Below are 24,844 nucleotides of genomic sequence, written 5' to 3' on the forward strand. Positions count from 1 at the left end.
CGTACATATAATTTCTATTTCTTCTTGGGGTTAAACCATGATGGACGTTAACGAGATTCGTGAATATCTTCCACATCGCTATCCATTTTTGCTCGTGGATCGTGTTGTTGAGTTGATTGAAGGTGAATCAATTGTCGCCTACAAAAATATTACCGTTAACGAGGAAGTCTTTAATGGTCATTTCCCTCAAAACCCGGTGTTTCCAGGAGTAATGATTCTTGAAGCCATGGCTCAAGCTTCTGGTATCCTCGGCTTTAAAACTATGAATAAAAAGCCACAGGATGGGTCTATTTATTTATTTGCTGGTGTAGATGATGTGCGTTTTAAACGACAAGTAGTACCGGGTGATCGTTTGCAACTGGAATCACGGGTTATTTCTGAAAAGCGCGGTATTTGGAAATTTGAGTGTAAGGCAAGTGTTGATGGTGTATTAGCCGCTTCAGCAACAATTTTGTGTGCTGACCGCAAGGTTTAACAACAACTAGACATTCAACGAGAAAGCATTTTGATAGATCCATCTGCAATTATTCATCCTGATGCCAAGCTTGCTCCCGATGTTCAAGTTGGCCCTTGGACAATTATTGGTCCTGATGTAGAAATTGATGAGGGCACAACAATTGCCTCACATGTTGTGCTTAAAGGACCAACAAAAATTGGAAAGCACAATCGTATTTATCAATTTTCATCCATAGGCGAAGATACTCCTGATTTAAAATACAAGGGCGAACCAACACGTTTGGTAATTGGCGATCACAATGTGATTCGCGAGGGTGTAACCATTCACCGCGGAACAGTTCAGGATCGTAGTGAAACTACAATTGGCAATAATAATTTACTCATGGCCTACGTTCATGTCGGCCACGATAGTGTAATTGGCAATAACTGCATTTTAGTGAATAACGCAGCTCTCGCTGGGCATGTCCATATTGGTGACTGGGCCATTTTAAGTGGTTTCACTCTTGTGCATCAGTTTTGCAAAATTGGTGCACATAGTTTTTCTGGAATGGGAAGCGCGATAGGAAAGGACGTACCTGCCTACGTTATGGTTAATGGTAGCCCTGCGGAGGCTAAAAACATCAATGTTGAAGGTCTGCGTCGTAGGGGATTTACCAAAGACGATATCACTCTGCTAACCAAAGCCTACAAAATTATTTATCGTCGGGGTTTGACGTTGGATGAAGCTTTGGCCGAATTAAATCCCTTAGCTGCTGGATCGCCTGCGTTACAAGTCTTAATAGACTCACTAAATACATCTACACGCGGTATTGTTCGTTAGAATTTTCGCTTGCGATTCTCTTTGCATTGAGTAAAAAACCGGAGGGCTTGGTGTCTGATCACATACATATTGGTATTGTTGTCGGAGAAGCCTCCGGGGATATACTCGGTGCTGCCCTAATTCAGGAGCTGCGCAAGCGCTTTCCCAACGCAGAATTTTCCGGTATCGGTGGCCCGCGGATGTTGGCGCTGGGCTTTCATTCTTATTTTCCCCAAGATCGTTTGGCAGTAATGGGCTTGGTTGAGCCTCTAAAACGTTTGCCTGAGTTGTTGCGGATTCGCAAATTTTTGCGTGAGCATTTTATCAAAAATCCTCCTGCTGTTTTTATTGGAATAGATTCGCCGGATTTTACTATTCCACTCGAGGCATCCCTCAAAGAAAGAAATATTAAAACAGTTCATTACGTCAGCCCATCTGTCTGGGCTTGGCGGCAAAAGCGTGTTTTTAAAATTGCGCGCGCCGTTGATTTGATGCTCACACTACTGCCGTTTGAAGCAAAATTTTATCAGGAACACAATGTTCCGGTTGAGTTTGTCGGACATCATTTGGCCGATGAGATTCCTTTTGCTGTCGATAAAGTTGCAGCGCGAAAAATACTGGGGTTGCCTACAGAAGGACGTATTATTGCGCTCTTGCCGGGTAGTCGTGCGAGTGAGGTTGAGCGCATGGGGCAGTTGTTCATGCAGTCTGCAGTGTATTGTCTCGAGCAAGATCCTGGGTTGTTGTTTATTATTCCTGCCGCCAGTCCTGATCGATATCGGCAGCTACATATTGAATTAAATGATTATGTGGATTATCCAATCCAATTAATCAATGGTCATTCCCATGAAGCAATGGCAGCAGCAGATGTTGTTTTATTGGCTTCTGGCACTGTTGCGCTGGAAGCTCTGTTGCTCAAAAAGCCAATGGTTGTCGCTTATAAGCTGGCACCATTAACCTATAAAATTTTATCCTGGCTGGTTAAATCGCCTTGGATATCCTTGCCTAATTTGCTTGCGCAGAAACTACTTGTGCCTGAAATTTTACAAGATAACGCAACGCCCCAAGCTTTATCGGCTGCGGTGATGCATTATTTTGAAAATCCGGACGAGGCAATTGCTCTTAGCGAAACCTTTGCACAAATGCACCTTGAGTTGAAGCGCGATGCCAGTGCTCGAGCGGCCGATGCTATTGCCAGTTTGCTCAATTCACCTACAAGAACTACCAACTAATAAAAGGTCAAATCGTGATAGAACCATTTGTAAGTGTTTATCAAGGAGTGCTTTGTGCTGGTTGTGATGAAGTAGGGCGTGGGCCTTTGGCTGGTGATGTAGTTGCTGCTGCGGTTATTCTCGACCCGGCCAAAATAATTAGCGGCTTGGACGACTCCAAAAAGCTAACAGAAAAAAAGCGCGAACTTTTATTCGATGAAATTCAAGCAAAAGCCATGAGCTGGTGTATTGCGCGCGCTTCTGTTGCAGAAATAGATAGCCTGAATATTTTGCAAGCCAGTTTGTTGGCAATGACTCGAGCAGTACAGGGCTTGCACATAGAACCCGAACACGTGCTGGTTGATGGCAATAAGTTACCAAAATGGAAATATACAGCAGAAGCTGTTGTGAAAGGTGATAGCCGTGTCGCCGCGATTAGTGCCGCATCTATTCTTGCCAAAGTCACTCGCGACCGCGAAATGATTCAGTTGGATAAAGTTTACCCTGGTTATGGATTTGCAGATCATAAAGGTTATCCAACCAAAGTGCATATGGAAGCACTTGAGCGTTTGGGGATTACCCCTATTCATCGACAATCCTACGCGCCTGTCAGAGTCAAAATAGAACAAATAGCCTTGTTCTGAATTCAGTTTTTCTGCTTAAGAAAATTATTATGCCGGCAGCCAATTTTGTTCATTTGCGGTTACACACTGAGTTTTCGCTAAGCGATAGCTTGGTGCGCATTAAAGCGTTAGTTAAGCGTGTTGCAGAGTTGAATATGCCTGCCTGCGCTATCACTGATCAGACGAATTTTTATGGTCTTATAAAATTCTACAAGGCAGCACAGGGCGCGGGCATTAAACCTATTGCTGGCAGTGACTTCTGGATTACCAGCAATGAAGCCGAAGGCAAGCCTACGCTAATTACTCTGCTTGCGATGAATGATCAGGGTTACAAAAATATCATTGAATTAATTTCGCGCGCTTGGCGTCAGGGGCAGCAGCAGGGCATTGCTTATTTGCAGCGTGAATGGCTTACAGAGTTTAATGCGGGTGTTATAGCGTTATCCGGCGGCAAATTGGGTGATGTAGGCATGGCGCTTTTGGGGGGGCGTGCTGCACAGGCAAAAGAGTTATTGCAAGGTTGGATGCAGGATTTTCCCAATCGCTTTTATTTGGAATTACAGCGCACTGGTCGGGAAAACGATGAAAATCATCTACATGCTGCGGTTGCACTAGCGGCAGAAATGCAATGCCCAGTGGTGGCAACTAACGATGTGCGTTTTTTAAAAGCCAGTGAATTTGAAGTTCACGAGGCGCGGGTTTGTATCAGTGAAGGGCGCACACTCGACGATCCACGGCGCGAACGTCGCTACAGCGACCAACAATATCTGCGCTCTGCAGAAGAAATGACAGAGCTGTTTAGCGATATTCCCGAAGCCATTGCTAACACACTCGAGATTGCCAAACGCTGCACCATTAACATTCAAATGGGCAAATATTTTCTGCCCGAATATCCTGTCCCTGCAGGCATGACCGAAGCGGAGTTCTTCCGCAAAATTTCTCACGAAGGTTTGGATGCGCGCCTGGAGCGCATTCTGGATAAAAGCGCGGCTGACTATGTTGAGCGACGCAAGGTCTATGAAGACCGGTTGAATTTTGAGTTGGATATTATCAACCAAATGGGGTTTCCCGGTTACTTCCTGATTGTGATGGACTTTATCCAGTGGGCCAAAGACCACGATATTCCCGTGGGGCCGGGGCGCGGTTCAGGTGCTGGTTCTTTGGTGGCTTATTCGTTAAAAATTACCGACCTTGATCCACTGCAATACGATTTGCTGTTCGAGCGCTTTCTAAACCCTGAGCGGGTTTCCATGCCCGACTTTGACATCGACTTCTGTATGGATAACCGCGACAAGGTGATCTCCTACGTGGCAGATAACTACGGTCGCGATGCAGTAAGCCAAATTATTACCTTCGGAACCATGGCTGCAAAAGCGGTGGTGCGCGATGTGGCGCGGGTGCAGGGAAAGTCCTACGGTCTTGCCGACAAACTCTCCAAAATGATTCCGCCCACACCGGGCATGACTCTCGCACAAGCATTGGAAGAAGAGCCGCAACTCAAAGAATTTATCGAGCAGGATGCTGACGCTGGCGAAATTTGGGAAATGGCTGTGCAGCTTGAAGGCCTCACGCGTAACGTGGGTAAACATGCCGGTGGTGTGGTGATTGCACCTACCAAGCTCACCGATTTTTCTCCGCTGTATTGCGACGAAACCGGCAGTGGTTTGGTCACGCAATTTGATAAAGGCGATGTGGAAGAGGCGGGCTTGGTCAAGTTCGACTTCCTCGGTTTGCGCACCCTGACGATTATTGATTGGGCGCGCATTATGATCGACAAGCAGCGCGCCAAAAAAGGTGAGCCGCCGCTGGATATCAGCGCCATTCCGCTGGATGACGCAGCAACATTCAAATTATTAAAACGCGCTGAAACGACTGCGGTATTCCAATTGGAATCGCGCGGCATGAAAGACCTGATCAAGCGTTTGCAACCCGACAACATCGAAGACTTGATTGCACTGGTAGCACTGTTTCGCCCGGGCCCTTTGGAGTCGGGCATGGTGGACGACTTTATCAACCGTAAACACGGCCGTGCGCAAGTTGCCTACCCGGATGCAAAATTCCAGCATCAAAGTTTAAAACCGGTTCTGGAGCCAACCTATGGTGTCATTGTTTACCAAGAACAGGTAATGCAAATTGCGCAGGTGCTCGCCGGTTATACCCTGGGTGGTGCAGATATGTTGCGTCGCGCCATGGGTAAGAAAAAACCGGAGGAAATGGCCAAGCAGCGCGCGGTGTTTGAAGAGGGCGCAAAAAATCAGGGCGTTGATCCTGAATTGGCGATCAAGATCTTTGACCTAGTGGAAAAATTTGCCGGTTATGGTTTTAACAAATCCCACTCGGCCGCTTACGCGATTGTGTCCTACCAAACGGCTTGGTTAAAAGCACATTACCCCGCCCATTTTATGGCGGCGACTATGTCGTCGGACATGGATAAAACCGATAAGGTGGTTACCTTTATCGAAGAATGTCGCACCATGAAATTGAAACTCCTGCCGCCGGATGTAAACTCCGGCGAGTTTCATTTCACCGTCGATGATGCCGGTCGCATTATTTATGGTTTGGGTGCGATTAAAGGTTTGGGCGAGGGGCCAGTTGAATCCATTATTGCAGCGCGCAACGAAGGCGGTCCATTCAAGGATTTATTTGATTTTTGCGCGCGCGTCGATCCGCGCAAAGTGAACAAACGCGCGCTGGAAGCCATTATTCGCTCCGGTGCGGCAGACAATTTAGGCCCAACCGCCAACACACCGCAGCACAATATTGATCACGACCGCGCAGTGATGTTTGCCGCCATGGGCGAAGCGGTAAAAACCGCTGAACAAGCTATGGCCAATACCAATGCCGGCATGATGGATTTATTCGGTGCGGTCATGACCAGTGACGATTCCAATAAGGATGTTTATGCGGATTTTCGTCGGGTACGCACCTGGACGATGAAAGAGCGTTTAAACGCCGAAAAAGAAACCCTCGGTTTGTATTTGACTGGTCACCCCATTGATGAATATGAAAGTGAATTAACTCACTTGGTGAGTTCGCGGATTTCCAATCTCAAACCGGAAAAAGGTAGCCAGACAATTTCAGGTTTGGTGATTTCCCAGCGGGTGGTGAAAACCAAACGGGGCGATAGCATGGCGATAGTGACGCTGGATGATCGCACTGGTCGCATGGATGTCACTCTATTTGCAGAAGTATTTCATGCGGCGCGCGATTTACTGCTCAAAGATGGTTTGTTAGTGGTAAGTGGGCAAGTGCGCTATGACGATTTCAGTGGCATGTTAAAAATGAGCGCCGACAATATTCGTTTGCTCTCCGATGTGCGTCAGGAAAAAGTGCGCGAATTGTGGTTGGAGTTGGAGTCTGGTTTGCTGCCGGTAAGCTTCAGCCGTGATTTGAGCGAGATACTCGACCCCTACCGCCAATCACCCCAGCAGGACGCTCGCTGCGCAATTGTGGTGGATTACCTGCGCAGTGATGCCCGCGCGCAATTGCGTTTTGGCAATGAGTGGAATATCCGCCCGGAAGATGAATTGCTCCAGCGTTTACGCGATGCATATGGAAGCGACAAAGTGAAACTGGTGTATTGATAACTGAAAAGTCTTTAGCTCTTTGTGATCTAACAAAAATCCTGCCTAAATTATTTATATCTTTCAGCTTGTGCTGATCGAACTAGACTAAAAAAGAGATAACAAAAGTCTGTGTTAATCAGCGTCTGGAGGTAACTACCATGCTGTCGATCCTGGTGAAAGATTATATGCAGTTAAATGCCCAAGCGATTTCCGCAAGTGCCAGTGTGCGCGATGTGGTTGAGCACCTGCTCAAATGGAATGTGACTGGGGCGCCGGTGGTAGATGAGGAGCGCTGTGTTATTGGCTTCGTATCCGAACAGGACTGTATTAAAGATATGCTCAACAGCGCGTTTTATGCGGAAGAGTCTGATAGTGTGACCCGCATCATGCGTCGGGACGTGCTATGTGTAACTCCAAATACCAGCATTCTGGAGATTGCAGAAACCATGTTGGGAAACAAACCTAAAAATTACCCGGTTGTGGAGCATGGCAAGTTGGTTGGTTTAATTAATCGCCGCTGCATCCTTCAGGCTTTGCGGGATAACAATGGCAGTTATTTTTCTCCCCGGCGTGATTCACCCGAGTTCGTGATTAGCTCTCGCGATATTCAGTAATGTCATGTCCGGTACTTAGTCCTACCTTGGTCATCTGCTTCGCCATATGATAAATGTCGCACGCTGTTGTGTGCGTGCGACCTTTTGTCCCACTCAGCTCCAGCGGCATTTTCACTCGAAAAGATCGACTAAAGCGCCCATTTCGCGTAAGGTAGCGACCCAATTGTGCCTGCTCAGGTTATGGTCAAAAAGCCAACAAACTCAGGTAGTTGCACTCCCTCTCCAAGTCAAAATGGTAATTCCTTACCCGGAACACGAGCTTGCTATGAATCTGAATTATCTGGATTTTGAACAGCCCATCGCCGAACTCGAAGGCAAAATTGAAGAATTACAACTGGTTGGCAATAGTTCCGATGTGAACATCGCCGACGAGATCGCCAAGCTGCGCGAGAAGAGCACCAAACTCACTGAAACCATCTACTCCAAGTTGACCGCGTGGGATATCGTAAAAGTTGCCCGCCATCCCCTGCGCCCTTATACCTCCGACTACATTTCCCGTGTATTTGAAGACTTTGATGAGCTGCATGGCGACCGCCATTTTGGTGATGATGCGGCGATTATCGGCGGTGTTGCCCGATTGGATGGCAAGCCAGTGATGGTGATCGGTGAAGAAAAAGGCCGCAGTGTGCATGAAAAAGTCATGCGCAATTTTGGTATGCCACGCCCTGAAGGTTATCGCAAAGCCCTGCGTTTGATGGAAATGGCCGAGCGCTTTAAATTGCCAGTACTCACCCTTATCGACACCCCCGGTGCTTACCCCGGGATCGACTCTGAAGAGCGCGGTATTTCTGAATCTATCGCGCAGAACCTAGCGGTTATGTCGCGCTTGCGCACCCCGATTATTTGTACGGTGATCGGTGAAGGTTCATCGGGTGGTGCTCTGGCAATTGGTGTGGGCGATCAGCTGAATATGCTGCAGTACTCCACCTACTTTGTGATTTCGCCCGAAGGCTGCGCCAACATTATTTGGAAAACCGTTGCCAAGGCACCGGAAGCGGCGCAGGCCATGGGCGTCACTTCTAAGGTGCTGCAAGATTTGGGTATTGTGGATGAAACTATTCCTGAGCCATTGGGCGGTGCGCACCGCAACATTGATGAAATGGCGAAAAAACTGCAAGAGCGTTTAATTGCCCAAGTGGATCGTTTAAGCAAAGAGCCGATTGATGCTTTGTTGGAGCGCCGCTACCAGCGTTTGATGAGCTACGGCAACTAAGCCTGTAACACACAAACCAAACCCATAAAAAAACCGCTGATACCAATCAGCGGTTTTTTTATGGGCGATTGAACCCTAGCGAGGTTTGTTGGGTTTATTGGCGTTTCCGGGGCGGTTATTTTTATTTACCGCCTTGCTTGTGGGTTTTACGTTGGTTGCTACTTTGGGCGTGTTGCGCCCATTAACCGGTTTGACACTTGGCTTGGCTGGTGCGGTCTGTTGCTGATTAAATTTCTTCGCACTTTCAAATTTATCGCCAAAGGCTTTTGCTGCTGGTTTTGCGTGAGGTTTTGCAGCGCTACCAGTGCGCGGTTTTTGCTGTTGCGTGCGGGCGTTAGGGTTGTGGCCGCGCGGTTTGCTGCGCGCTTCGCTCTGCTCGTCGGGAATCAGCGCAGAGGCGCTGCTGCCAATTAAATGCGGCTTGCGCATGGCGCGCAGGGCTTCGCGGATAATCGGCCAGTTAGCCGGATCGTGATAGCGCAATAGCGCTTTTTGCAAACGGCGCTGTTCAATACCGCGTGGAATCGCAATTTTCCCAGCTTTGTAAGTCAGTTTTTTCAGCGGGTTGCGCTCGCTCACATACATGGCGGTAGCCAAGGACATGGGCGATGGATAAAAGGTTTGCACCTGATCCACTTCAAAATTATTTTTCTTCAGCCATAGCGCGAGGTTGAGCATGTCCTCGTCGCGGGTGCCGGGGTGCGCGGCAATAAAATAGGGAATCAAAAATTGTTCTTTGCCAGCTTCTTTGGAGAACTTATCAAACATGCGTTTGAATTCGTAGTAGCTGCTCATTTTAGGTTTCATCATCTGTGCGAGCACACCTTCTTCGGTGTGTTCCGGGGCGATTTTCAAATAACCGCCCACGTGATGAGTAACTAATTCTTTTACGTATTCCGGGTCCAGTACCGCCAGGTCATAACGCAAACCTGAAGCAACCGATACTTTATTTACACCGCGAATTTTGCGCGCCGCGCGATATAAATTGGTGGTGTGTTTGTGGCTGGTGGTGAGGTTTTTACAAATAGTAGGGTAAACGCAAGACAAACGACGGCATTTGGAGAGCGTCGGCATATCTTTACAAGTCAGGCGATACATATTCGCCGTGGGGCCACCCAAATCAGAAATATGGCCAGTAAAACCTGGCACTTTGTCGCGGATATCTTCAATTTCTTTGAGAATGGATTCCTGCGAGCGGCTTTGAATAATGCGCCCTTCGTGTTCGGTGATGGAGCAAAAGGTACAGCCGCCAAAACAACCGCGCATGATGTTGACGGAGGTTTTGATCATCTCGTAGGCGGGGATTTTTTGTTTGCCATACACCGGGTGCGGCACACGCGCATAAGGCAAATCAAACACACCGTCCAATTCATCGGTTTCCAGCGGAATAGGGGGCGGGTTTATCCAGACTTCGCGGTTTTCATGTTTTTGAATCAGGGGGCGCGCATTAAATGGATTGGCCTCCTGATGCAGCACGCGCGATGCATGGGCATACAAAATGGGATCTTTGCGCACCTTATCGAAGGAGGGCAGGCGCACATAAACCTTCTCGGCGTCCAGCATTTCGCTGCGGTTTTGCAGCGGCATGGGAATAATGCGAATGGGCTGTGGCTCGTTGGGATCAAAGGCTTTTTCGCTTTCCATTCCCTGAGCCGGGCAGCCAATGGTTTTGAGTTGTTCGGCAGCTTCGGGGTTTAATGTGGCAATTTGCTCGGCCATTTTTTCCGGGTCGAGCTGACGCAAGCCAATTTGCGAATTGTTGATATCGCTTTGCGCGGCATCCACCACTGACTTGCTGTTGTGCTGGTATTCGTAGGGGTTGGGCAGTTTGTCGATATTGCCCGGCCAATCAATACGGGTGGAGTCGATTTCCGTCCAACCTGCTGGCGGCTCTTTTTTGATAACGGCGGTGCCGCGAATGTTATCCAGCTCTTTAATGCTTTTGCCTGCCGCGAGCGAGTGTGCTACTTCAGCGATTGCGCGCTCGGCGTTGCCGTACAACAGAATATCGGCGGTAGCATCAATCAATACCGAGCGGCGCACTTCGTTGCTCCAGTAATCGTACTGGGCGATACGGCGCAAGCTGGCCTCTATGCCGCCCAACACAATCGGCACATCTTTATAAGCTTCTTTGCAGCGCTGGCTGTACACGGTCACTGCGCGGTCGGGGCGTTTGCCGCCTATGCCGCCGGGGGTGTAAGCATCGTCCGAGCGCAGGCGTAAGTCCGAGGTGTAGCGGTTGATCATGGAGTCCATGTTGCCCGCGCTAACCCCAAAAAAAAGGTTGGGTTTGCCCAGCGCCTTAAACGGCTCGGCACTTTTCCAATCGGGCTGGGCGATGATGCCCACACGAAAGCCTTGGGATTCCAAAAACCGTCCAATCACCGCCATACCAAAGCTGGGGTGATCCACATAGGCATCGCCACAAACGATGATAATGTCGCAGCTATCCCAGCCAAGCTTGTCCATTTCCGCACGGCTCATCGGCAGGAAAGGTGCTGGCTTATAGGTTTTAGCCTGGGCGTGGATCTTGGGTTTGGGGTAGGAAAACAGGTGTTTGGCGGTGTTCATAGGGACTGCAATCGGGGGAATTAAACCAGCCGCCATTGTCCCAGAATCGCGGCTGGCGAGACAGCATTAATTTGCGCGCTTACTGACTTGCGCGTTGCTGCAGTAGCTCCTCATAGCCACCTTCGTTAGTCGCTTGGGTGAAACCCATAGCTTGCAGGGTTTCCTGGGCTATGCCAGAGCGGCGACCGGTGCGGCAATAAAGGCGGATACTGGCGTTTTTGTCGCTGGTGACTTCGCCAATACGCGCCGCGATTTCCTCAAACGGGATATGAGCTGCACCCTCCAAATGGCCGGCATTAAATTCTTCTGCGGTGCGTACATCAATCCAGATTTCGTTGGCAGTAGCTGGGTGAGACATGATCAAAATGACCCCTGTAATCAGTGAGTAAAAAAGGTGACGCAGCATATCAATCTCCTCTTAATCAGTGCCAGTTTCATGAGTGCCATCGTTGATAAGTGTGCGCCTTAAGCTGCATCAAAGCATATTAGCGCGCAATAAAAAACGCCCGCAGAGCGGGCGTAGATCGAGTGGATGATAGTAGTTCAAAAAGTTGACGGTTTTGGTTTGTTTCTATGCATTCGCCAATAATCTGTCATATTTGCGGCTGAGCATGTCATAAAACTGCTCGCGCACCTGCACTATGGTGTTTTTCAGCGCGGTAATTTGCTCCAGCGAAATATCCTTGCGCCCCACGTAGACCTGCTTGCGGTAAACCGCAATCTTGGCGCCATACAAACGCAGGCTGCGCTCCAGGTTTTTCTCCCCCAGCATCAACAGTTTGGCTTCGGCTTCGGCGAGTTTCTTAAACTCATCCACCAGCTCGGTGTTGACCGCCTCCAGCTCGGCGCGGCGCGCCTGCGGCCAACGCTCACCGAATTGGATGGACTCCACCACCAGCGACGAGTACTTGGCGAAAATATGGGTGACCGTGCCGACTTGGGTAGAGACTTCTTCCAGTATTTGCAGGCGACGGTTGTCGCGCGGGCTAGTAATGGGCTGATTGTTGGCTTTACGCAGCACTACCCAAGCGGTAACGGCGGCGATAAGCGCGCCCAAGCCAATTTTGAGTGAAGTATCAGTGATTTGTAAAAACAGTTCGTTGTCCATTGTGCGGTGCCCCTCTGTCAGTAAATCGACGTTATTGGTTCGATAACAGAGATTTAGCAAGATGCAGGCCAGCCTGCTGGCGCTGGGTAAAGAATCAGCGCAGGGGTTTGAGCAGGGGCTCCAAACCATTTAAGCGGATTTCATACATCAACCTCAACAGCTGGCCAAGCCTGCCTTTAGGGAAACCCTCACGCCCCATCCACATCAAATAATGCTCAGGAATATCAGCAATCACATGGCCGGCGTATTTGCCGTAGGGCATGGGTGTGGTGACCAGTTCTTTCAGCAGTTGGGGGTCAAAGGGAAATTCGTCCACCTTAACCACCCGCGAGTTTTACGGTAAAGCCGCGTTTTTCCAGCTCGGTTTTGATCTTGTCGCGCTGGTCGCCCTGAATTTCTATCACCCCGTCTTTTAGTGAACCACCTACGCCGCAGCTGACTTTCAAGGCTTTGGCGAGGTCTTTGAGTTGGGCTTCAGCGAGCGGTACACCGGTAATAGTGGTCACGCCCTTGCCGTTGCGCCCGGCCGTTTCACGGCGAATACGCACTATGCCATCACCCTGCGGAATACTAGCCGCCGGTTTTTCCTCTGTGATGCGCCCAGTCTCGGTGGAATAGACCAGGCGGGAGTTTTTGTCTTTGCTCATCTTGGTGATTTATCCCCATTAATAGATTGGTAATTCTAGCGCTGCTCACTGTTAAAATGCGCGCCGACATTATCGCTGCTCATCACCACAGAGAACATCATGCAAATACAAGGTCATTGGGCTGCCCGCTGGCAGCCACTGGTAGATGTCTTCGCCGACAATTTCACCCAAGGCGAGGAGGGGGCTGCGCTGGCGCTGGTGCATCGCGGGGAGTTGGTGGTAAACCTCTGGGCGGGTCAGCGCAGTAACAAGGTTGTGGGCTTGGAGCGGGTAGATTGGCGAGATGATACGCTGGTTAATATCTTTTCCGCTGGTAAGGGGCTGGTGGCGCTCTGTGTGTTGCAGCTGGTTGCCGAGGGCAAATTACTGTTGGATGAACCCATCCCCAAGGTTTGGCCGGAGTTTGCGCAGGCGGGCAAAGCGAGTGTTACGCTGCGTCAGTTGTTGTGCCATCGCGCGGGTGTGTCGGCGTTTCATCAGCATATTGCCAATGAGCAAATTTTTGACTGGGCGGCCATGACCAGCGCGGCGGCGGCTGAAACGCCTTGGTGGGAGCCAGATACCGCGCAGGGCTATTCGCCGTTTTTGTTTGGCTGGATTTTGGGCGAGCTGGTGAAACGCGCCAGTGGTTATGCCAGTTTTAACGATTACTTTCAGGCTCGGGTCGCTCAGCCGCTCGGCGTGAATTGTCATTTTGGTGTACCAGACGCGCTGCTCGACCAGATTGCCGATACAGGCCCCCTCAAGCGCCCTTTGGGGGCTACTCCCAGCTCCACCGGTGCCGATAGCGTTATGCTCGGCAAACTTATGAAAGCTGACCCGCGCGGTGTGACCAATCGCGCTTTTGCTAACCCGATTAGTTTGATGACCGCGACCAATTCACTGGCGTGGCGCCAAGCACAAATACCGGCCGCTGGCGCCCATGCCGATGCCCGTGCGCTGGCGACTATTTATGGCGCCTTGGCTAATGGCGGTGCCGTGGTTAAGAGCGGTGTTTTGGCAAATCAAGCGCAGCCGCTGTTGGCTGATGCTGTACTGCCTCTGTGCTGGCAAGAGCAGACCTTCGAGCAGGATCGCACGCTCGGTTTGCCGCTGCGCTTTAGTCATGGGTTTATGCTGTCCCAGCAGGATCGCCCCGACTGCCGTTACGGGCGGGGTGAGCGCGCCTTTGGTCACCCTGGCGCCGGTGGTTGCCTGGGTTTTGCCGACCCGGATGCAGGCTTGGGTTTTGGTTATGTCACCCATCGCATGGGGCAAAGTGTGTTAATTGACGAGCGCGCCGTGCGTTTGATTGATGTGACCTATAAGTTGCTGGAGCAATAAAATGATAGATCTTGAAGAGCAGTTAATTGATGTTCAAACCCGCGTTGCCTATCAGGAGGATACTCTGGCGCAACTCAATGAAGTAATCACTCGCCAGGACGCTGAAATAATCCAGCTAAAGCAGCAATTGCGATTGTTGGTGCAGCGTATTGATGAGCTTAGTCAAAGCGCCGCGCAGCCCGGCGGCGAGCTAGTTGATGAGCGTCCGCCTCATTACTGATGTTGACCCAAGTCAACCCTTGGCGTTTCAATCTTCTTTGTGGCGCTAAATGCCTCATATTTGAGAATAAATGTGATTTACACCGCCGTTTCTTCCGCAGCATAAAAAATCCTTGTCTACACTTTGCTTTCGGTAGGTAGATTTTTTAGCTTCGGGAGCAAGTGCGGTCACTATGCATACCTCAACCCCTAACTGGTTAGCAAAACCCAGCGATGAGTATGCTTTGCCGTTTTTATCAGGTTTATTTTCCGAGAGTCCCATCCCCAGCTTTATCACTGACAAACAGGGCGTGATAGTCAATATCAACCCGGCTTGTGAGCGCTTGTTGTATCTATCTCCACGTCAGGCAGAACAGGCAATCGGTGTTTACTCTATTTTTCGCGACCGTCAGCTGAGTGCGAATACTGAGCTGGGGCCGATCATGCAGTTGGTTTATGCCCAAGGAAAAGCCCAAGCGTTGGAGATGAGTTATACGCTGGGCAACATTCATCGCAGTCGTTTTATTTGTAACAAGCAGCTTCATTTTCGGGTGAGTTTTACACCTGTGCCGGATCGCCAAGGGCAGGTTGCTTATGTGTTGGTGCAATTGCAGGATCTTTCCCGTGAAAAAAGCGCACGTGACGCATTGCAGGAGAGTGAAGCTAGCTATAAGGCATTTATCACCAATAGCTCTGAGGCGATCTGGTGCTACGACATGCAGCCTCCTGTCGCCATTGATATGGAATTTGAGCAGCAGGTGAGGCAAATTGCGCAAAGTGCGCGGCTGGTGGAGGCCAATAAAGTCCTTATCAATATGCTGGGTGTCAATTCGTTGGATGATATTTTGGGGGCGGGCCTGATGGACAGTGGCTCAAGGAATTACGTCTTCGATATTCACTATTTTGTAAAAAACCATTACGTGATGGTGGATCATGACATTGTTCGTCAGGATTCACGCGGTAAAAATTTTTATTTCCAGATCTGCTGTACGGGCATAGTTGAGCAGGGGCAGCTCAAACGGGTTTGGGGAACCACTAAAGATATTACCGCACGCCGCCGCTACGAAGAAAAACTCCGCTATCAGTCCTATCACGATTCACTCACCGCCTTGCCCAACCGCGAAAAACTGTATGCCGATATGCAAACCTGTTTCGAGCAGCGCGGAGCAGAGCAAATAAGTGCGCTTTTACTTATCGACCTTGATCGATTCAAAGAGATAAACGATACCCTGGGTCACAATGTGGGTGACCACCTGCTGCAGTTGATCGGGCCTCGCCTCGCCAATGAAATGTCGGAGGTGCCTGGCACTGTGGCGCGCTTGGGAGGGGATGAGTTTGCCGTGTTTTTACCGCGCATTCGCAGTACCCATCAAGCAGTAGTGTTTGGTCACAGGCTACTGGATGCACTCTCCCAGGAGTTTGACCTCGATGGTTTTACCACCCAGATATCCGCCAGTATTGGCATCGCAATATCGCCACAGCAGGCGCAGGACCAGCACACCTTGATGCGATATGCCGATATCGCCATGTATTACGCCAAGAGCCAAATGTTAGGGCTGGCGATTTACAGTGCCGATTATGACCCTCATTCAACCAAGCGCTTGTCCATTATCGGTGAATTAGGGCGAGCGATTCGAGAGGATCAGCTGTGCCTTTACTACCAACCTAAAATCTTGTTGGATGAAAAGCGTTGTTACGGTTTTGAGGCGCTAATTCGCTGGATTCATCCTGAATTAGGGTTTGTTTCGCCAGCAGATTTTATCCCTATGGCGGAGCTGACCACTCTCATTCACCAGCTTACCGCCTGGGTTTTGGAGAAGGCCATCGCCCAATGTAGGTTGTGGCAGGATCAAGGAATGCCGCTGAGCATTGCAGTGAATCTTTCGGCACGCAATTTGATGGATGACAATATTCCCAAGCTGGTAGAGCGTTTGTTGTTGAAATACCAATTGCCGGCAGGTCGTTTGGAGCTGGAGATTACGGAAAGTTCGATAATGACTGATCCTGCCCGCGCCCTGCGCAACCTTGATGCCTTACATGCTTTGGGGGTGCATTTGGCGATTGATGACTTTGGTACGGGCTATTCGTCGCTGGCATATTTGAAGCGTTTGCCAGTGCAAACCCTGAAAATCGACAGTTCTTTTGTACGCAATATGCTTGAAGATCTACAGGACGAATTGATTGTAAATTCTACGATTCATCTCGCCCACAATCTGGGGTTGATGGTTGTTGCCGAAGGTGTGGAGAACGAGGCTTTATTGGAACGCCTGAATGACATGGGGTGCGATGAAGCCCAAGGGTTTTTCATCGGCAAGCCCATGTCGGCGGTGAATACCAGCGAATGGCTGGTAGAGTCGGGTTGGGTTAAACAGCCGGACTAATGAATGCCCTAAAACCCTTGGTACTGCAGTTGCGCCTCCACATATTTCAAACGCTCTTCAACCAAGGCAGTGCGATAGCTATTACCCTGTGTCAGCTTAAGCGCATTTCGCAGTTGAATCTGCGCCCGGTCGTAAACACCATTTAGAATAAAATATTCGGCGCGCGCTTCGTGAACGCCCAGAATATTACCTGCCAAGCCGTTCACCTCTGCCAACAGATACCAGACATAGTCATCGTTGCTGCGCTTGCGTGAATAGCGATCAAGGATGTCAGCGCATTGCTGGTATATGCCAGCTTTCATTAATGCTTCTGCATGGCGAATAATCAGTGGATGGCTGTTTGGATGTTTTTGCAATTGGGCTTCAATAATCTCCAATGCGGCCTTGTGACGCTCAGCGGCAATCTCAATATCGGCACGCATTATTTGATAAGTCACCCGTTCGGGTTCTTTTTCCAGCAAGGGTGCCAAAGCTTCACGCGCGGCATCAAACTGACTGGCTTTGGTCAGCGCAAGGGCCCACCCATAGCGACTGGCGTCAGGGTAAGCAGATTCTTTATCCAGCTCACTTTTAAACATACGCGCTGCTATTTGTGGTGTCTCTTCTGCATCCACACGGACACGGCTGCGCATAAGTTGGAATTCCAAGTCATCTTCAGCAGGTTTGCGTTCGTACTGCATAGCGCGGTTTCGGGCATCCGCTACACGGGTTTCGCTGACCGGGTGAGTTAATAGGTATTCTGGTGGGCGGCGGTTGAGGCGATTGGCGCGTACCATTTCTTCGAACATATCACCCGCTGCATGGGGATCAAGGCCTGCCTGAACCATGGTTTGCATGCCAATCCGGTCTGCTTCCTGTTCATTTTGACGGCTGAAGGCCAAAGAGGCCTGTTGTGCCGCTGCCTGGGTGCCCATAATTGCCGCGACACCTGCGTCGCTATTGCTGTTTGCCGCTAGCACAAGGCCGGCAAGCATACCCGCGAGCATTGGCATCATCATATTCTTTTGTTGTTCCAAGCGGCGTGCGTAATGACGCTGGCTCAAATGGCCCATCTCATGCGCGAGCACAGCGGCGAGCTGGTTCTCGGTCTTGGCGTAATTGAGAAGCCCGGTGTGGACTCCGATGATATTGCCAGGCACTGCAAACGCGTTGAGCGTGTTATTTTGCGCAACAACCAGGTCGATTTGCTTATTATCCAACTGGCTGTGGGGTAACAGTCGGGCAAAAAGCTGTTCGAGGTAATTGATAATCAGAGGGTCTGATGAGGTTGGTACCTGGCTGCGATAAGCTCTAAGCCAGCGCTGCCCCAAGGCTCGCTCTTGTGCAGGTGAAATCATGATGGAGCTGGTGTCGCCCAAGCTTGGCAGCTCAACTTCAGCACGGACGGCAAAGGGGTTAACAATCAGGCCGCAGACCAGTAGTAGAGCAAATCCTACAGGTGCAAGCGCGCGTTTTAGTAAAAACAGAGGGCGTTGAAAGAGCGTGAACACAGTAATTATCGGCTCCAGAGTCGATGCTACAGAATGAATTGCCAAGCAAAAAACAGGGCGCAACTCTAGCCTTTTTGGCGCGTAAAGACTAGGTTAGCAACCTTTTATGACCGCTGTTGCACTTAGGGGTTCGCTCTCCATGCGAACTTTTGTATTGTCTGGGCGCACTGGTTTCTGGAATCTGGACTGCTCCAGGCGTTACAACGGGCCAAATGGCTTGAAAAATCGGGTTTTCAGATTGGGATACTGCGCTTTGAGTGACACAACTGATTGTTTTATCCTGCCTGTAGATGCAGATCTAGATGCCAGAGGGCTGCTCTGTCCTTTACCTCTGCTAAAAGCCAAGCAGGCTCTGCGTAATCTGCAGCCCGGGCAGGTGTTGAGAGTCTTGGCGACAGACGCCGGCTCGGTGCGTGATTTTCATGCCTATGCGAAGATTAGTGGTATAGAACTTTGTGACCATGCAGTGCGTGATGCTGTTTATTGTTATTTATTGAAAGTTCCCAATACCTGAAGACAGTTTTGCCAGACTTCAAATTATTTGTTTTTATCGGCGCTGCACAGTTGCAGTAGCAGTCATTTTAGGAGGCCCATATAAATGGAGCCTGCGAATGCCGAAGTGAGCTTGTTATGCCAATATGCTGTTACAACATCAAAAAAAGTGCCTGGCTTGCGCTGTTGCTGGCCCTTGTTATGGGGGTTACGTGTCCTGCGCTCAACGCCCAGGGTAATGATTCCCCCAAGGCTACAAATACCCCTCTCACAGTAGTTAAAAGCGAAAATGACCAGCGAGATTATCGTTATCTGATTTTAGATAACCAATTGCGGGTGTTGTTAATTTCCGATCCTGCAGCAGAGAAAGCTGCAGCATCACTCGATATTCAGGTTGGCGCCAATCAAAATCCAGCTGATCGCCTTGGGCTTGCACATTTTCTTGAGCACATGTTGTTTTTGGGAACTGAGAAGTACCCCAGAGCTGGCGAGTATCAGGAATTTATTTCGCAACATGGCGGGCGCTATAACGCATTTACTGCCGCCGAAAATACCAATTACTTTTTTGAAATAGACAAAGAAAAATTGGCTCCTGCACTGGATAGATTTGCACAGTTTTTTGTGGCGCCATTATTTTCTGCAGAATATGTAGAACGCGAGCGCAATGCTGTTCATTCTGAATATGTCGCCAAGCTTAAAGATGATTCACGGCGCGAGTGGGATGTCTATCGTGAGTTATTCAATCCGGCACATCCTGGCGCCAAGTTTTCGGTAGGCAACCTGGTTACGCTTGCAGATCGAGAAAATCAGTTAGTTAGAGATGACATGATTCAGTTTTATGAACGCTATTATTCATCGCATTTGATGAGTTTGGTGGTGCTGGGAACTGAATCATTAAATGCACTGGAGTCTATGGTAAGAGACGGCTTTAGTGCGATTGAAAAACGTGATGTTGATTTCGTTGGCAATTATCCACCACTGTTTGATGCATCGACATTGCCCGCAAGCCTGGAAATTAAACCTGAAAAGGAACTGCGTCAGCTTAGCTTCAATTTTCCCATTCCCAGTCCTGATCCTCTATATCGTCAGAAGCCTTACGTTTACATTGCGCACATGCTCGGACATGAAGGGCGGGGCAGCTTGTTATCCCTGTTAAAGCGGCTTGGGTGGGCAGAGGGTATAAGTGCAGGAACCACTCTGCACAGTCGTAGTGACGCTGTTTTCCAGTTGACTATTCAGCTGACCCCACAGGGAGTAAGGGCACGAGATCAAATTGTTTCGTTGGTCTTTCACTCTATTGAACAGCTTAAATCGCGTGGCGTCTCGTCCTGGCGTTACGCCGAACTTCAGCAGTTAGCTGGCTTGGATTTCCATTTTCAAGAAAAACAGACCCCCATGGAAACGGTAAGCGCCTTCGCCCAAAAAATGAGTAAGTATGAGCCGCGCGATATCCTTCGGGGCGACTTTATGTATGCTGATTTCGACTCAAATGTGATTGAAAAAAGCTTGTCGTTTTTAAATAGCAATAACCTGTTGCTTGTGCTCAGTGCACCTGAAGTTCAGGCTTATCGCGTTTCCCGCCTCTATGCCGCACCCTTTACACTGCGCATGCAGATCCCTGAAATTCTTGAACTCAAGCCTACGGTGCAGCAGGAATTGTTTTTGCCGGAAAAAAACCTGTTCATTCCCAAGCGTCTTTCTGTAAAAGCAGGTTCTATGCTTGAGCAACGTGATGCAGAGGTTGATTCGAGACCAAAGATTATTTATCTAAATGATCACATGCGTACCTGGTTTGCTCAGGACCGTAAATTTAAACAACCGCGTGCGCAGATAAACTTGCGCATCAAATCTCCGTTAGTTGCAACCAGCGCTGAGGGAGCAGCGCTGGCGGAATTGTTTGCTGCACTGGCGATGGATCAATTAAATGAATTTGCCTATCCTGCTAGCTTGGCCGGTATTGATTACACTTTAACGGCAAATGGTCGCGGTTATGACTTAAGTATTTTTGGTTATTCAGGTCGGCAGGGAATGCTGATGAATAAACTCATAAGTGCAATAAACTTGGGGCGATTCAAAGAGGATCGTTTTGTATTGTTAAAAGAAAATTTACTGCGCAACTGGCGCAATAAAAACAAGGATCTTCCTTATCAGGTTATTGCACAGCAGGTTCCTGCCATGCACCTTGAGCCGCTCTGGTCAACACAAGAACTTATAGATGGGTTGCAAGATAAAAATTTTGCGCAGTTTAACCAGTTTGTTAGTCGCCAGTTAATTGATGCAAAAATTGATGCGCTTTTTTACGGTAACTATTTTCGCGCAGAAGCATTAAAACTCGCAGTGTTAGTAGAGCATGAATTATTGGGGCGGCGAACAGGAAGGGAGTTACCTCCAATGGTGCAGTTGATGTTACCCAATGATTCCACTAAACCTTGGCTTTACACTCAAACTCTGGGCCACAGCGACAGAATTGTTGAATTGTTTGTCCAGGGGCCTTCTGCTTCAGCTGAAGATGCTGCACATATGATGTTAATCAGGCAATTGCTGCAGCCGGCTTTTTATCATCAATTAAGAACGGAAAAGCAACTTGGCTATATTGTCGGCATTTTATCCGCATCTTCGCTAAATCTTGAGAATAGTTTGTTCGTGGTACAGTCTCCTGGGGCCAGTGAAACAAATATCATTGCCCATATAGATTCTTTTTTAGATGAGCAAGCCGGGGTGCTCGCCGATAACTTCACCTTGAATCAACAGTCATTGATAAAAAAGTTACAGGAACCTGCGCGCTCCCTCAAAGAACAGTCTGAGCGTTACTGGACGTCTATCATCACAAATGATGAAACCTTTGCTCGTCGTGAAGCATTGGTGGCTGCTGTTGCCAAAATTACTCCCGAGTCACTGACTCAATTTTATGATCGAGTATTTTTAAATAAAAATCGTCGCCTATGGCTGACATCAGGAGGCGTTGAAGAGCGGGATAAGTTCGAGGAAGTTCAAAGTTTGGCGGCTTACCGCAAAGCGTTACAACGCATGTTGGTTGAGTAAATGAGTGTGTTTTTTTGAGGCATAAAAGTGTTCTTGTGCTGCATTTTTGTGCGTGAATCTGAGTGAATTTCGCGCTAAAAATTATCATTTTTTTTACTGTCAATCGCTTGGTGAAACACAAACCTTAGGTAATAATGCCAGCCCTGTCGCGAGGCCCCGATTCTGTTTGGATTCATTCGGAATGACCACCTTGTTACAGCGATCTGTGCACTAAAGTTGTGCCCCTCCAGAGTGTTACCGTGTTGGCTAGGGCTGGTAAAAAATTCACACTTATGCAAGAATTCGTGGATTTTTTACACAAGTAAAAGGAATGTTCCTCCTGTAACTCCATGAAATTACAGCACTTTTTACTTTTCGCCTGTTTTTGCATGAAGCCCAGATCCAAATTCCTGTATTAGATACTACTGCTACATGATGTGCGCACCTGCGTACAGCTGAGGAGATTTGAATGCAACAAGATATCAATGCCATTGAAACAAAAGAGTGGCTAGACGCCCTTCGGTCAGTTGTTCGTCATGCGGGAAAAGATCGCGCCGCAGAAATCCTGAAGTCCCTGTCCGAGTCTGCTGTCAATCATGGCATTGAGCAGCCTTCTTCTATCAAGACTCCCTATATCAATACCATCCCTGTCGACAAAGAAGTAAAGTCTCCTGGCGATAATGCCATGGAGCGTAAAATTCGTTCGATCATCCGCTGGAATGCTATGGCGATGGTTATGAAAGCTAATGACAACGATGAGGGCTTGGGTGGCCACATAGCTTCATTTGCTTCATCCGCTACCTTGTACGATGTTGGTTTTAACCACTTTTTCCGCGGTAATGATGGCGATACCCCAGGCGATCTAATTTATTTCCAAGGCCACGTTTCACCGGGTATGTATGCCCGCTCGTATGTAGAAGGTCGTCTGAGTGAAAGCCACCTGGATAATTTCCGTCGCGAAGTAAATGGCGGCGGTCTGTCCTCCTACCCGCACCCTTGGTTGATGCCCGATTACTGGCAGTTCCCGACTGTATCCATGGGCTTGGGCCCAATCAAAGCCATTTATCAAGCGCGTTTTAACCGTTACATGGAAGCCCGTGGTTTGATTCCGGCGACTGACCGCAAGGTGTGGGCATTTTTGGGTGATGGTGAGTGCGATGAGCCGGAAAGCTTGGGCGCAATTTCCCTTGCTACCCGCGAGAAGTTGGACAATCTAATTTTTGTGATCAACTGTAACTTACAGCGCCTTGATGGGCCTGTGCGTGGCAACAGCAAAATCGTCCAGGAACTGGAAGGTGTGTTCCGCGGCGCTGGCTGGAACGTGATCAAGGTTCTCTGGGGGCGCGGCTGGGATGAGTTGCTCGCCAAAGACAAAACCGGTTTATTGCAAAAGCGCATGGACGAAGTTGTAGATGGCGAAATGCAAAACTACAAAGCCAATGGTGGCGCCTATACCCGCGAGCATTTCTTCGGTAAATATCCGGAGTTGCTGGACTTGGTCAAAGACATGACCGACGACCAGATCATGGCGCTTGCACGTGGTGGTCACGACAGCCACAAGGTTTACAACGCCTACCACCAAGCAGTAAACACCAAAGGTAAGCCGACCGTAATTCTGGCTCAAACCGTGAAGGGTTACGGTATGGGTACATCCGGTGAAGCCATCAATAAAACTCACTCGGTAAAAGCGCTGGATATTGAAAGCCTGAAAAAATTCCGCGACCGTTTTGAACTGCCAATTAGCGACGAAGACCTGCCGAAACTTCCTTACTACCGCCCGGCGGAAGACAGCCCTGAAATGCATTACATGAAGAGCCGTCGCAAGGAACTTAAAGGATTTATTCCATCGCGTAACGCCAGCTTTGATCCATTGCTCGTTCCCGCGCTGGATGCCTTTGCCGCGCAATTGAAATCCACCGGTGAGCGTGAAATTTCCACCACCATGAGTTTTGTGCGCATTTTGTCCTCTCTGGTGAAAGACAAGAATATCGGCAAGCAAATCGTACCCATCGTGCCTGACGAAGCGCGCACCTTTGGTATGGAAGGTATGTTCAAAACTATCGGTATCTATTCATCCGAAGGTCAAAAATATACTCCCCATGATGCCGGCCAAATGATGTCTTACCACGAATCTGCCACTGGCCAGATTCTCGAAGAGGGCATTAACGAAGCGGGCTCCATGGCTTCCTGGATTGCAGCGGCAACGGCTTACAGTAACTACAAAAAGCCGATGATCCCCTTCTATATTTATTACTCCATGTTTGGTTTCCAACGTATTGGTGATCTTGCTTGGGCTGCGGGTGATTCGCAGGCGCGTGGCTTCCTAATGGGTGCTACCGCTGGTCGTACCACTTTGAACGGCGAAGGTCTGCAGCATCAGGATGGCCATAGTCATGTATTTGCCAACACCATTCCTAACTGTCGTTCCTATGACCCAACCTATGCTTATGAGCTGGCGGTTATTATTCAGGACGGCATGAAGCGCATGTACCATGACAATGAAAATGTGTTTTATTACATTTCATTGATGAATGAAAACTACCAGCATCCCGATATGCCAGAAGGTGCAGAAGAGGGCATCATCAAGGGTATTTATCAATTAGAGAAGGGCGCTGGTAAAGCCAAGAATCGCGTGCAATTGATGGGTGCCGGTACCATTTTGCGTGAAGTGCGTTTTGCTGCAGAAATCCTGCGCAACGAATTTGATGTAGAAGCTGATGTATGGAGTGTAACCAGCGTGAACGAACTGACTCGTGATGGTCAGCGCGCAACTCGTTGGAATATGCTCAACCCTACGGCGACTCCACGCAAGCCATATATCACACAGGTATTGGAAGGTGCCGAGGGCCCATTTATTATCTCTACTGACAACCTGAAAACTTACTCAGAGCAGCTGCGGGCTTATGTTCCCGGTCACTACACTGTGTTGGGTACAGAAGGTTTTGGTCGCAGTGATACCCGCACCCAACTGCGTCATTTCTTTGAAGTTAACCGCTACTTTGTAGTAATTGCGGCACTCAAATCTCTGGCTGACCAAGGCAAGATTAAGGCCGACGTGGTTGCTAAAGCCATCAAGAAGTTTGGTATCGATCCTGAAAAAGCGGATCCGATGAGCGTATAAAACCATCGCC

At 49.1% G+C, this 24,844-nt stretch carries 19 protein-coding genes; 13 read left to right on the forward strand and 6 right to left on the reverse strand.

Annotated elements, in window-relative coordinates; genetic code table 11:
• The first annotated feature begins 37 nt into the window (after window positions 1-37).
• The 7 genes from fabZ to ACFODX_RS17110 all read left to right on the forward strand — a co-directional run bounded on the left by fabZ (window position 38) and on the right by ACFODX_RS17110 (window position 8,482).
• Window positions 38-475, forward strand: coding sequence for a 3-hydroxyacyl-ACP dehydratase FabZ (fabZ, locus tag ACFODX_RS17080; RefSeq protein WP_324259455.1), 438 nt, complete (start codon window positions 38-40; stop codon window positions 473-475).
• A 30-nt stretch (window positions 476-505) separates the two neighbouring features.
• On the forward strand, window positions 506-1,276 hold the full coding sequence (gene lpxA, locus ACFODX_RS17085; RefSeq protein WP_378121387.1) for an acyl-ACP--UDP-N-acetylglucosamine O-acyltransferase: 771 nt from the start codon (window positions 506-508) through the stop codon (window positions 1,274-1,276).
• Between the two features lie 50 nt (window positions 1,277-1,326).
• Entirely contained in the window at window positions 1,327-2,487 is a 1,161-nt protein-coding gene (gene lpxB / locus ACFODX_RS17090) for a lipid-A-disaccharide synthase (RefSeq protein WP_378121389.1), read from the forward strand.
• A 47-nt stretch (window positions 2,488-2,534) separates the two neighbouring features.
• Entirely contained in the window at window positions 2,535-3,110 is a 576-nt protein-coding gene (gene rnhB, locus ACFODX_RS17095) for a ribonuclease HII (RefSeq protein ID WP_378121523.1), read from the forward strand.
• Window positions 3,111-3,139: 29 nt separating this feature from the next.
• Window positions 3,140-6,673: a DNA polymerase III subunit alpha gene (gene dnaE, locus ACFODX_RS17100; protein ID WP_378121391.1), complete on the forward strand. Its 3,534-nt coding sequence runs from the start codon at window positions 3,140-3,142 to the stop codon at window positions 6,671-6,673.
• Between the two features lie 140 nt (window positions 6,674-6,813).
• Complete coding sequence (locus ACFODX_RS17105; protein ID WP_378121393.1) at window positions 6,814-7,269, forward strand: CBS domain-containing protein; 456 nt, start codon at window positions 6,814-6,816, stop codon at window positions 7,267-7,269.
• A gap of 265 nt (window positions 7,270-7,534) precedes the next feature.
• On the forward strand, window positions 7,535-8,482 hold the full coding sequence (locus ACFODX_RS17110) for an acetyl-CoA carboxylase carboxyltransferase subunit alpha (RefSeq protein WP_378121395.1): 948 nt from the start codon (window positions 7,535-7,537) through the stop codon (window positions 8,480-8,482).
• A 75-nt stretch (window positions 8,483-8,557) separates the two neighbouring features.
• Here ACFODX_RS17110 and ACFODX_RS17115 read toward each other — a convergent pair whose 3' ends face one another.
• The 5 genes from ACFODX_RS17115 to yciH all read right to left on the reverse strand — a co-directional run bounded on the left by ACFODX_RS17115 (window position 8,558) and on the right by yciH (window position 12,808).
• Window positions 8,558-11,053 (reverse strand): YgiQ family radical SAM protein, encoded by a 2,496-nt coding sequence (locus ACFODX_RS17115; protein WP_378121397.1) that lies wholly within the window; start codon window positions 11,051-11,053, stop codon window positions 8,558-8,560.
• Between the two features lie 79 nt (window positions 11,054-11,132).
• Window positions 11,133-11,459 carry a rhodanese-like domain-containing protein gene (locus ACFODX_RS17120; RefSeq protein ID WP_378121399.1) on the reverse strand — a complete coding sequence of 109 codons (327 nt, stop codon included), beginning with the start codon at window positions 11,457-11,459 and terminating at the stop codon, window positions 11,133-11,135.
• 165 nt (window positions 11,460-11,624) lie between these two features.
• Window positions 11,625-12,161, reverse strand: coding sequence for an energy transducer TonB (locus tag ACFODX_RS17125; protein WP_378121401.1), 537 nt, complete (start codon window positions 12,159-12,161; stop codon window positions 11,625-11,627).
• A gap of 94 nt (window positions 12,162-12,255) precedes the next feature.
• Window positions 12,256-12,477, reverse strand: coding sequence for a DUF3820 family protein (locus tag ACFODX_RS17130; protein WP_378121403.1), 222 nt, complete (start codon window positions 12,475-12,477; stop codon window positions 12,256-12,258).
• A gap of 1 nt (window position 12,478) precedes the next feature.
• Window positions 12,479-12,808, reverse strand: coding sequence for a stress response translation initiation inhibitor YciH (gene yciH, locus ACFODX_RS17135; protein ID WP_378121405.1), 330 nt, complete (start codon window positions 12,806-12,808; stop codon window positions 12,479-12,481).
• A gap of 99 nt (window positions 12,809-12,907) precedes the next feature.
• Between yciH and ACFODX_RS17140 the strand changes: the two genes are divergently transcribed.
• From ACFODX_RS17140 to ACFODX_RS17150, 3 genes are all read left to right on the forward strand, one after another.
• Window positions 12,908-14,131, forward strand: coding sequence for a serine hydrolase domain-containing protein (locus tag ACFODX_RS17140; RefSeq protein WP_378121407.1), 1,224 nt, complete (start codon window positions 12,908-12,910; stop codon window positions 14,129-14,131).
• A gap of 1 nt (window position 14,132) precedes the next feature.
• Window positions 14,133-14,351, forward strand: a complete 219-nt coding sequence (locus tag ACFODX_RS17145) for a SlyX family protein (protein ID WP_378121409.1) — start codon at window positions 14,133-14,135, stop codon at window positions 14,349-14,351.
• A 172-nt stretch (window positions 14,352-14,523) separates the two neighbouring features.
• Window positions 14,524-16,710 carry a sensor domain-containing protein gene (locus tag ACFODX_RS17150; RefSeq protein WP_378121411.1) on the forward strand — a complete coding sequence of 729 codons (2,187 nt, stop codon included), beginning with the start codon at window positions 14,524-14,526 and terminating at the stop codon, window positions 16,708-16,710.
• Window positions 16,711-16,718: 8 nt separating this feature from the next.
• Here the strand turns inward: ACFODX_RS17150 and ACFODX_RS17155 are convergent, their stop codons facing one another.
• Window positions 16,719-18,200: a M48 family metalloprotease gene (locus ACFODX_RS17155; protein WP_378121413.1), complete on the reverse strand. Its 1,482-nt coding sequence runs from the start codon at window positions 18,198-18,200 to the stop codon at window positions 16,719-16,721.
• A 253-nt stretch (window positions 18,201-18,453) separates the two neighbouring features.
• Between ACFODX_RS17155 and ACFODX_RS17160 the strand changes: the two genes are divergently transcribed.
• The 3 genes from ACFODX_RS17160 to aceE all read left to right on the forward strand — a co-directional run bounded on the left by ACFODX_RS17160 (window position 18,454) and on the right by aceE (window position 24,834).
• On the forward strand, window positions 18,454-18,714 hold the full coding sequence (locus tag ACFODX_RS17160) for a sulfurtransferase TusA family protein (RefSeq protein WP_378121415.1): 261 nt from the start codon (window positions 18,454-18,456) through the stop codon (window positions 18,712-18,714).
• A 116-nt stretch (window positions 18,715-18,830) separates the two neighbouring features.
• Window positions 18,831-21,734 (forward strand): insulinase family protein, encoded by a 2,904-nt coding sequence (locus ACFODX_RS17165; RefSeq protein ID WP_378121417.1) that lies wholly within the window; start codon window positions 18,831-18,833, stop codon window positions 21,732-21,734.
• A 448-nt stretch (window positions 21,735-22,182) separates the two neighbouring features.
• Window positions 22,183-24,834 (forward strand): pyruvate dehydrogenase (acetyl-transferring), homodimeric type, encoded by a 2,652-nt coding sequence (gene aceE / locus ACFODX_RS17170; RefSeq protein WP_378121419.1) that lies wholly within the window; start codon window positions 22,183-22,185, stop codon window positions 24,832-24,834.
• The last annotated feature ends 10 nt before the right edge of the window (window positions 24,835-24,844 follow it).

The sequence above is a fragment of the Cellvibrio fontiphilus genome (assembly GCF_042646205.1).
Taxonomy (GTDB): Bacteria; Pseudomonadota; Gammaproteobacteria; order Pseudomonadales; family Cellvibrionaceae; genus Cellvibrio; species Cellvibrio fontiphilus_A.

Coding starts and splice junctions, on each gene's coding strand:
- fabZ (WP_324259455.1), top strand. CDS start 38: ATGATGGACGTTAACGAGATTCGTGAATATCTTCCACATCGCTATCCA.
- dnaE (WP_378121391.1), top strand. CDS start 3,140: ATGCCGGCAGCCAATTTTGTTCATTTGCGGTTACACACTGAGTTTTCG.
- ACFODX_RS17105 (WP_378121393.1), top strand. CDS start 6,814: ATGCTGTCGATCCTGGTGAAAGATTATATGCAGTTAAATGCCCAAGCG.
- ACFODX_RS17110 (WP_378121395.1), top strand. CDS start 7,535: ATGAATCTGAATTATCTGGATTTTGAACAGCCCATCGCCGAACTCGAA.
- ACFODX_RS17115 (WP_378121397.1), bottom strand. CDS start 11,053: ATGAACACCGCCAAACACCTGTTTTCCTACCCCAAACCCAAGATCCAC.
- ACFODX_RS17120 (WP_378121399.1), bottom strand. CDS start 11,459: ATGCTGCGTCACCTTTTTTACTCACTGATTACAGGGGTCATTTTGATC.
- ACFODX_RS17125 (WP_378121401.1), bottom strand. CDS start 12,161: ATGGACAACGAACTGTTTTTACAAATCACTGATACTTCACTCAAAATT.
- yciH (WP_378121405.1), bottom strand. CDS start 12,808: ATGAGCAAAGACAAAAACTCCCGCCTGGTCTATTCCACCGAGACTGGG.
- ACFODX_RS17140 (WP_378121407.1), top strand. CDS start 12,908: ATGCAAATACAAGGTCATTGGGCTGCCCGCTGGCAGCCACTGGTAGAT.
- ACFODX_RS17145 (WP_378121409.1), top strand. CDS start 14,133: ATGATAGATCTTGAAGAGCAGTTAATTGATGTTCAAACCCGCGTTGCC.
- ACFODX_RS17150 (WP_378121411.1), top strand. CDS start 14,524: ATGCATACCTCAACCCCTAACTGGTTAGCAAAACCCAGCGATGAGTAT.
- ACFODX_RS17165 (WP_378121417.1), top strand. CDS start 18,831: ATGCCAATATGCTGTTACAACATCAAAAAAAGTGCCTGGCTTGCGCTG.
- aceE (WP_378121419.1), top strand. CDS start 22,183: ATGCAACAAGATATCAATGCCATTGAAACAAAAGAGTGGCTAGACGCC.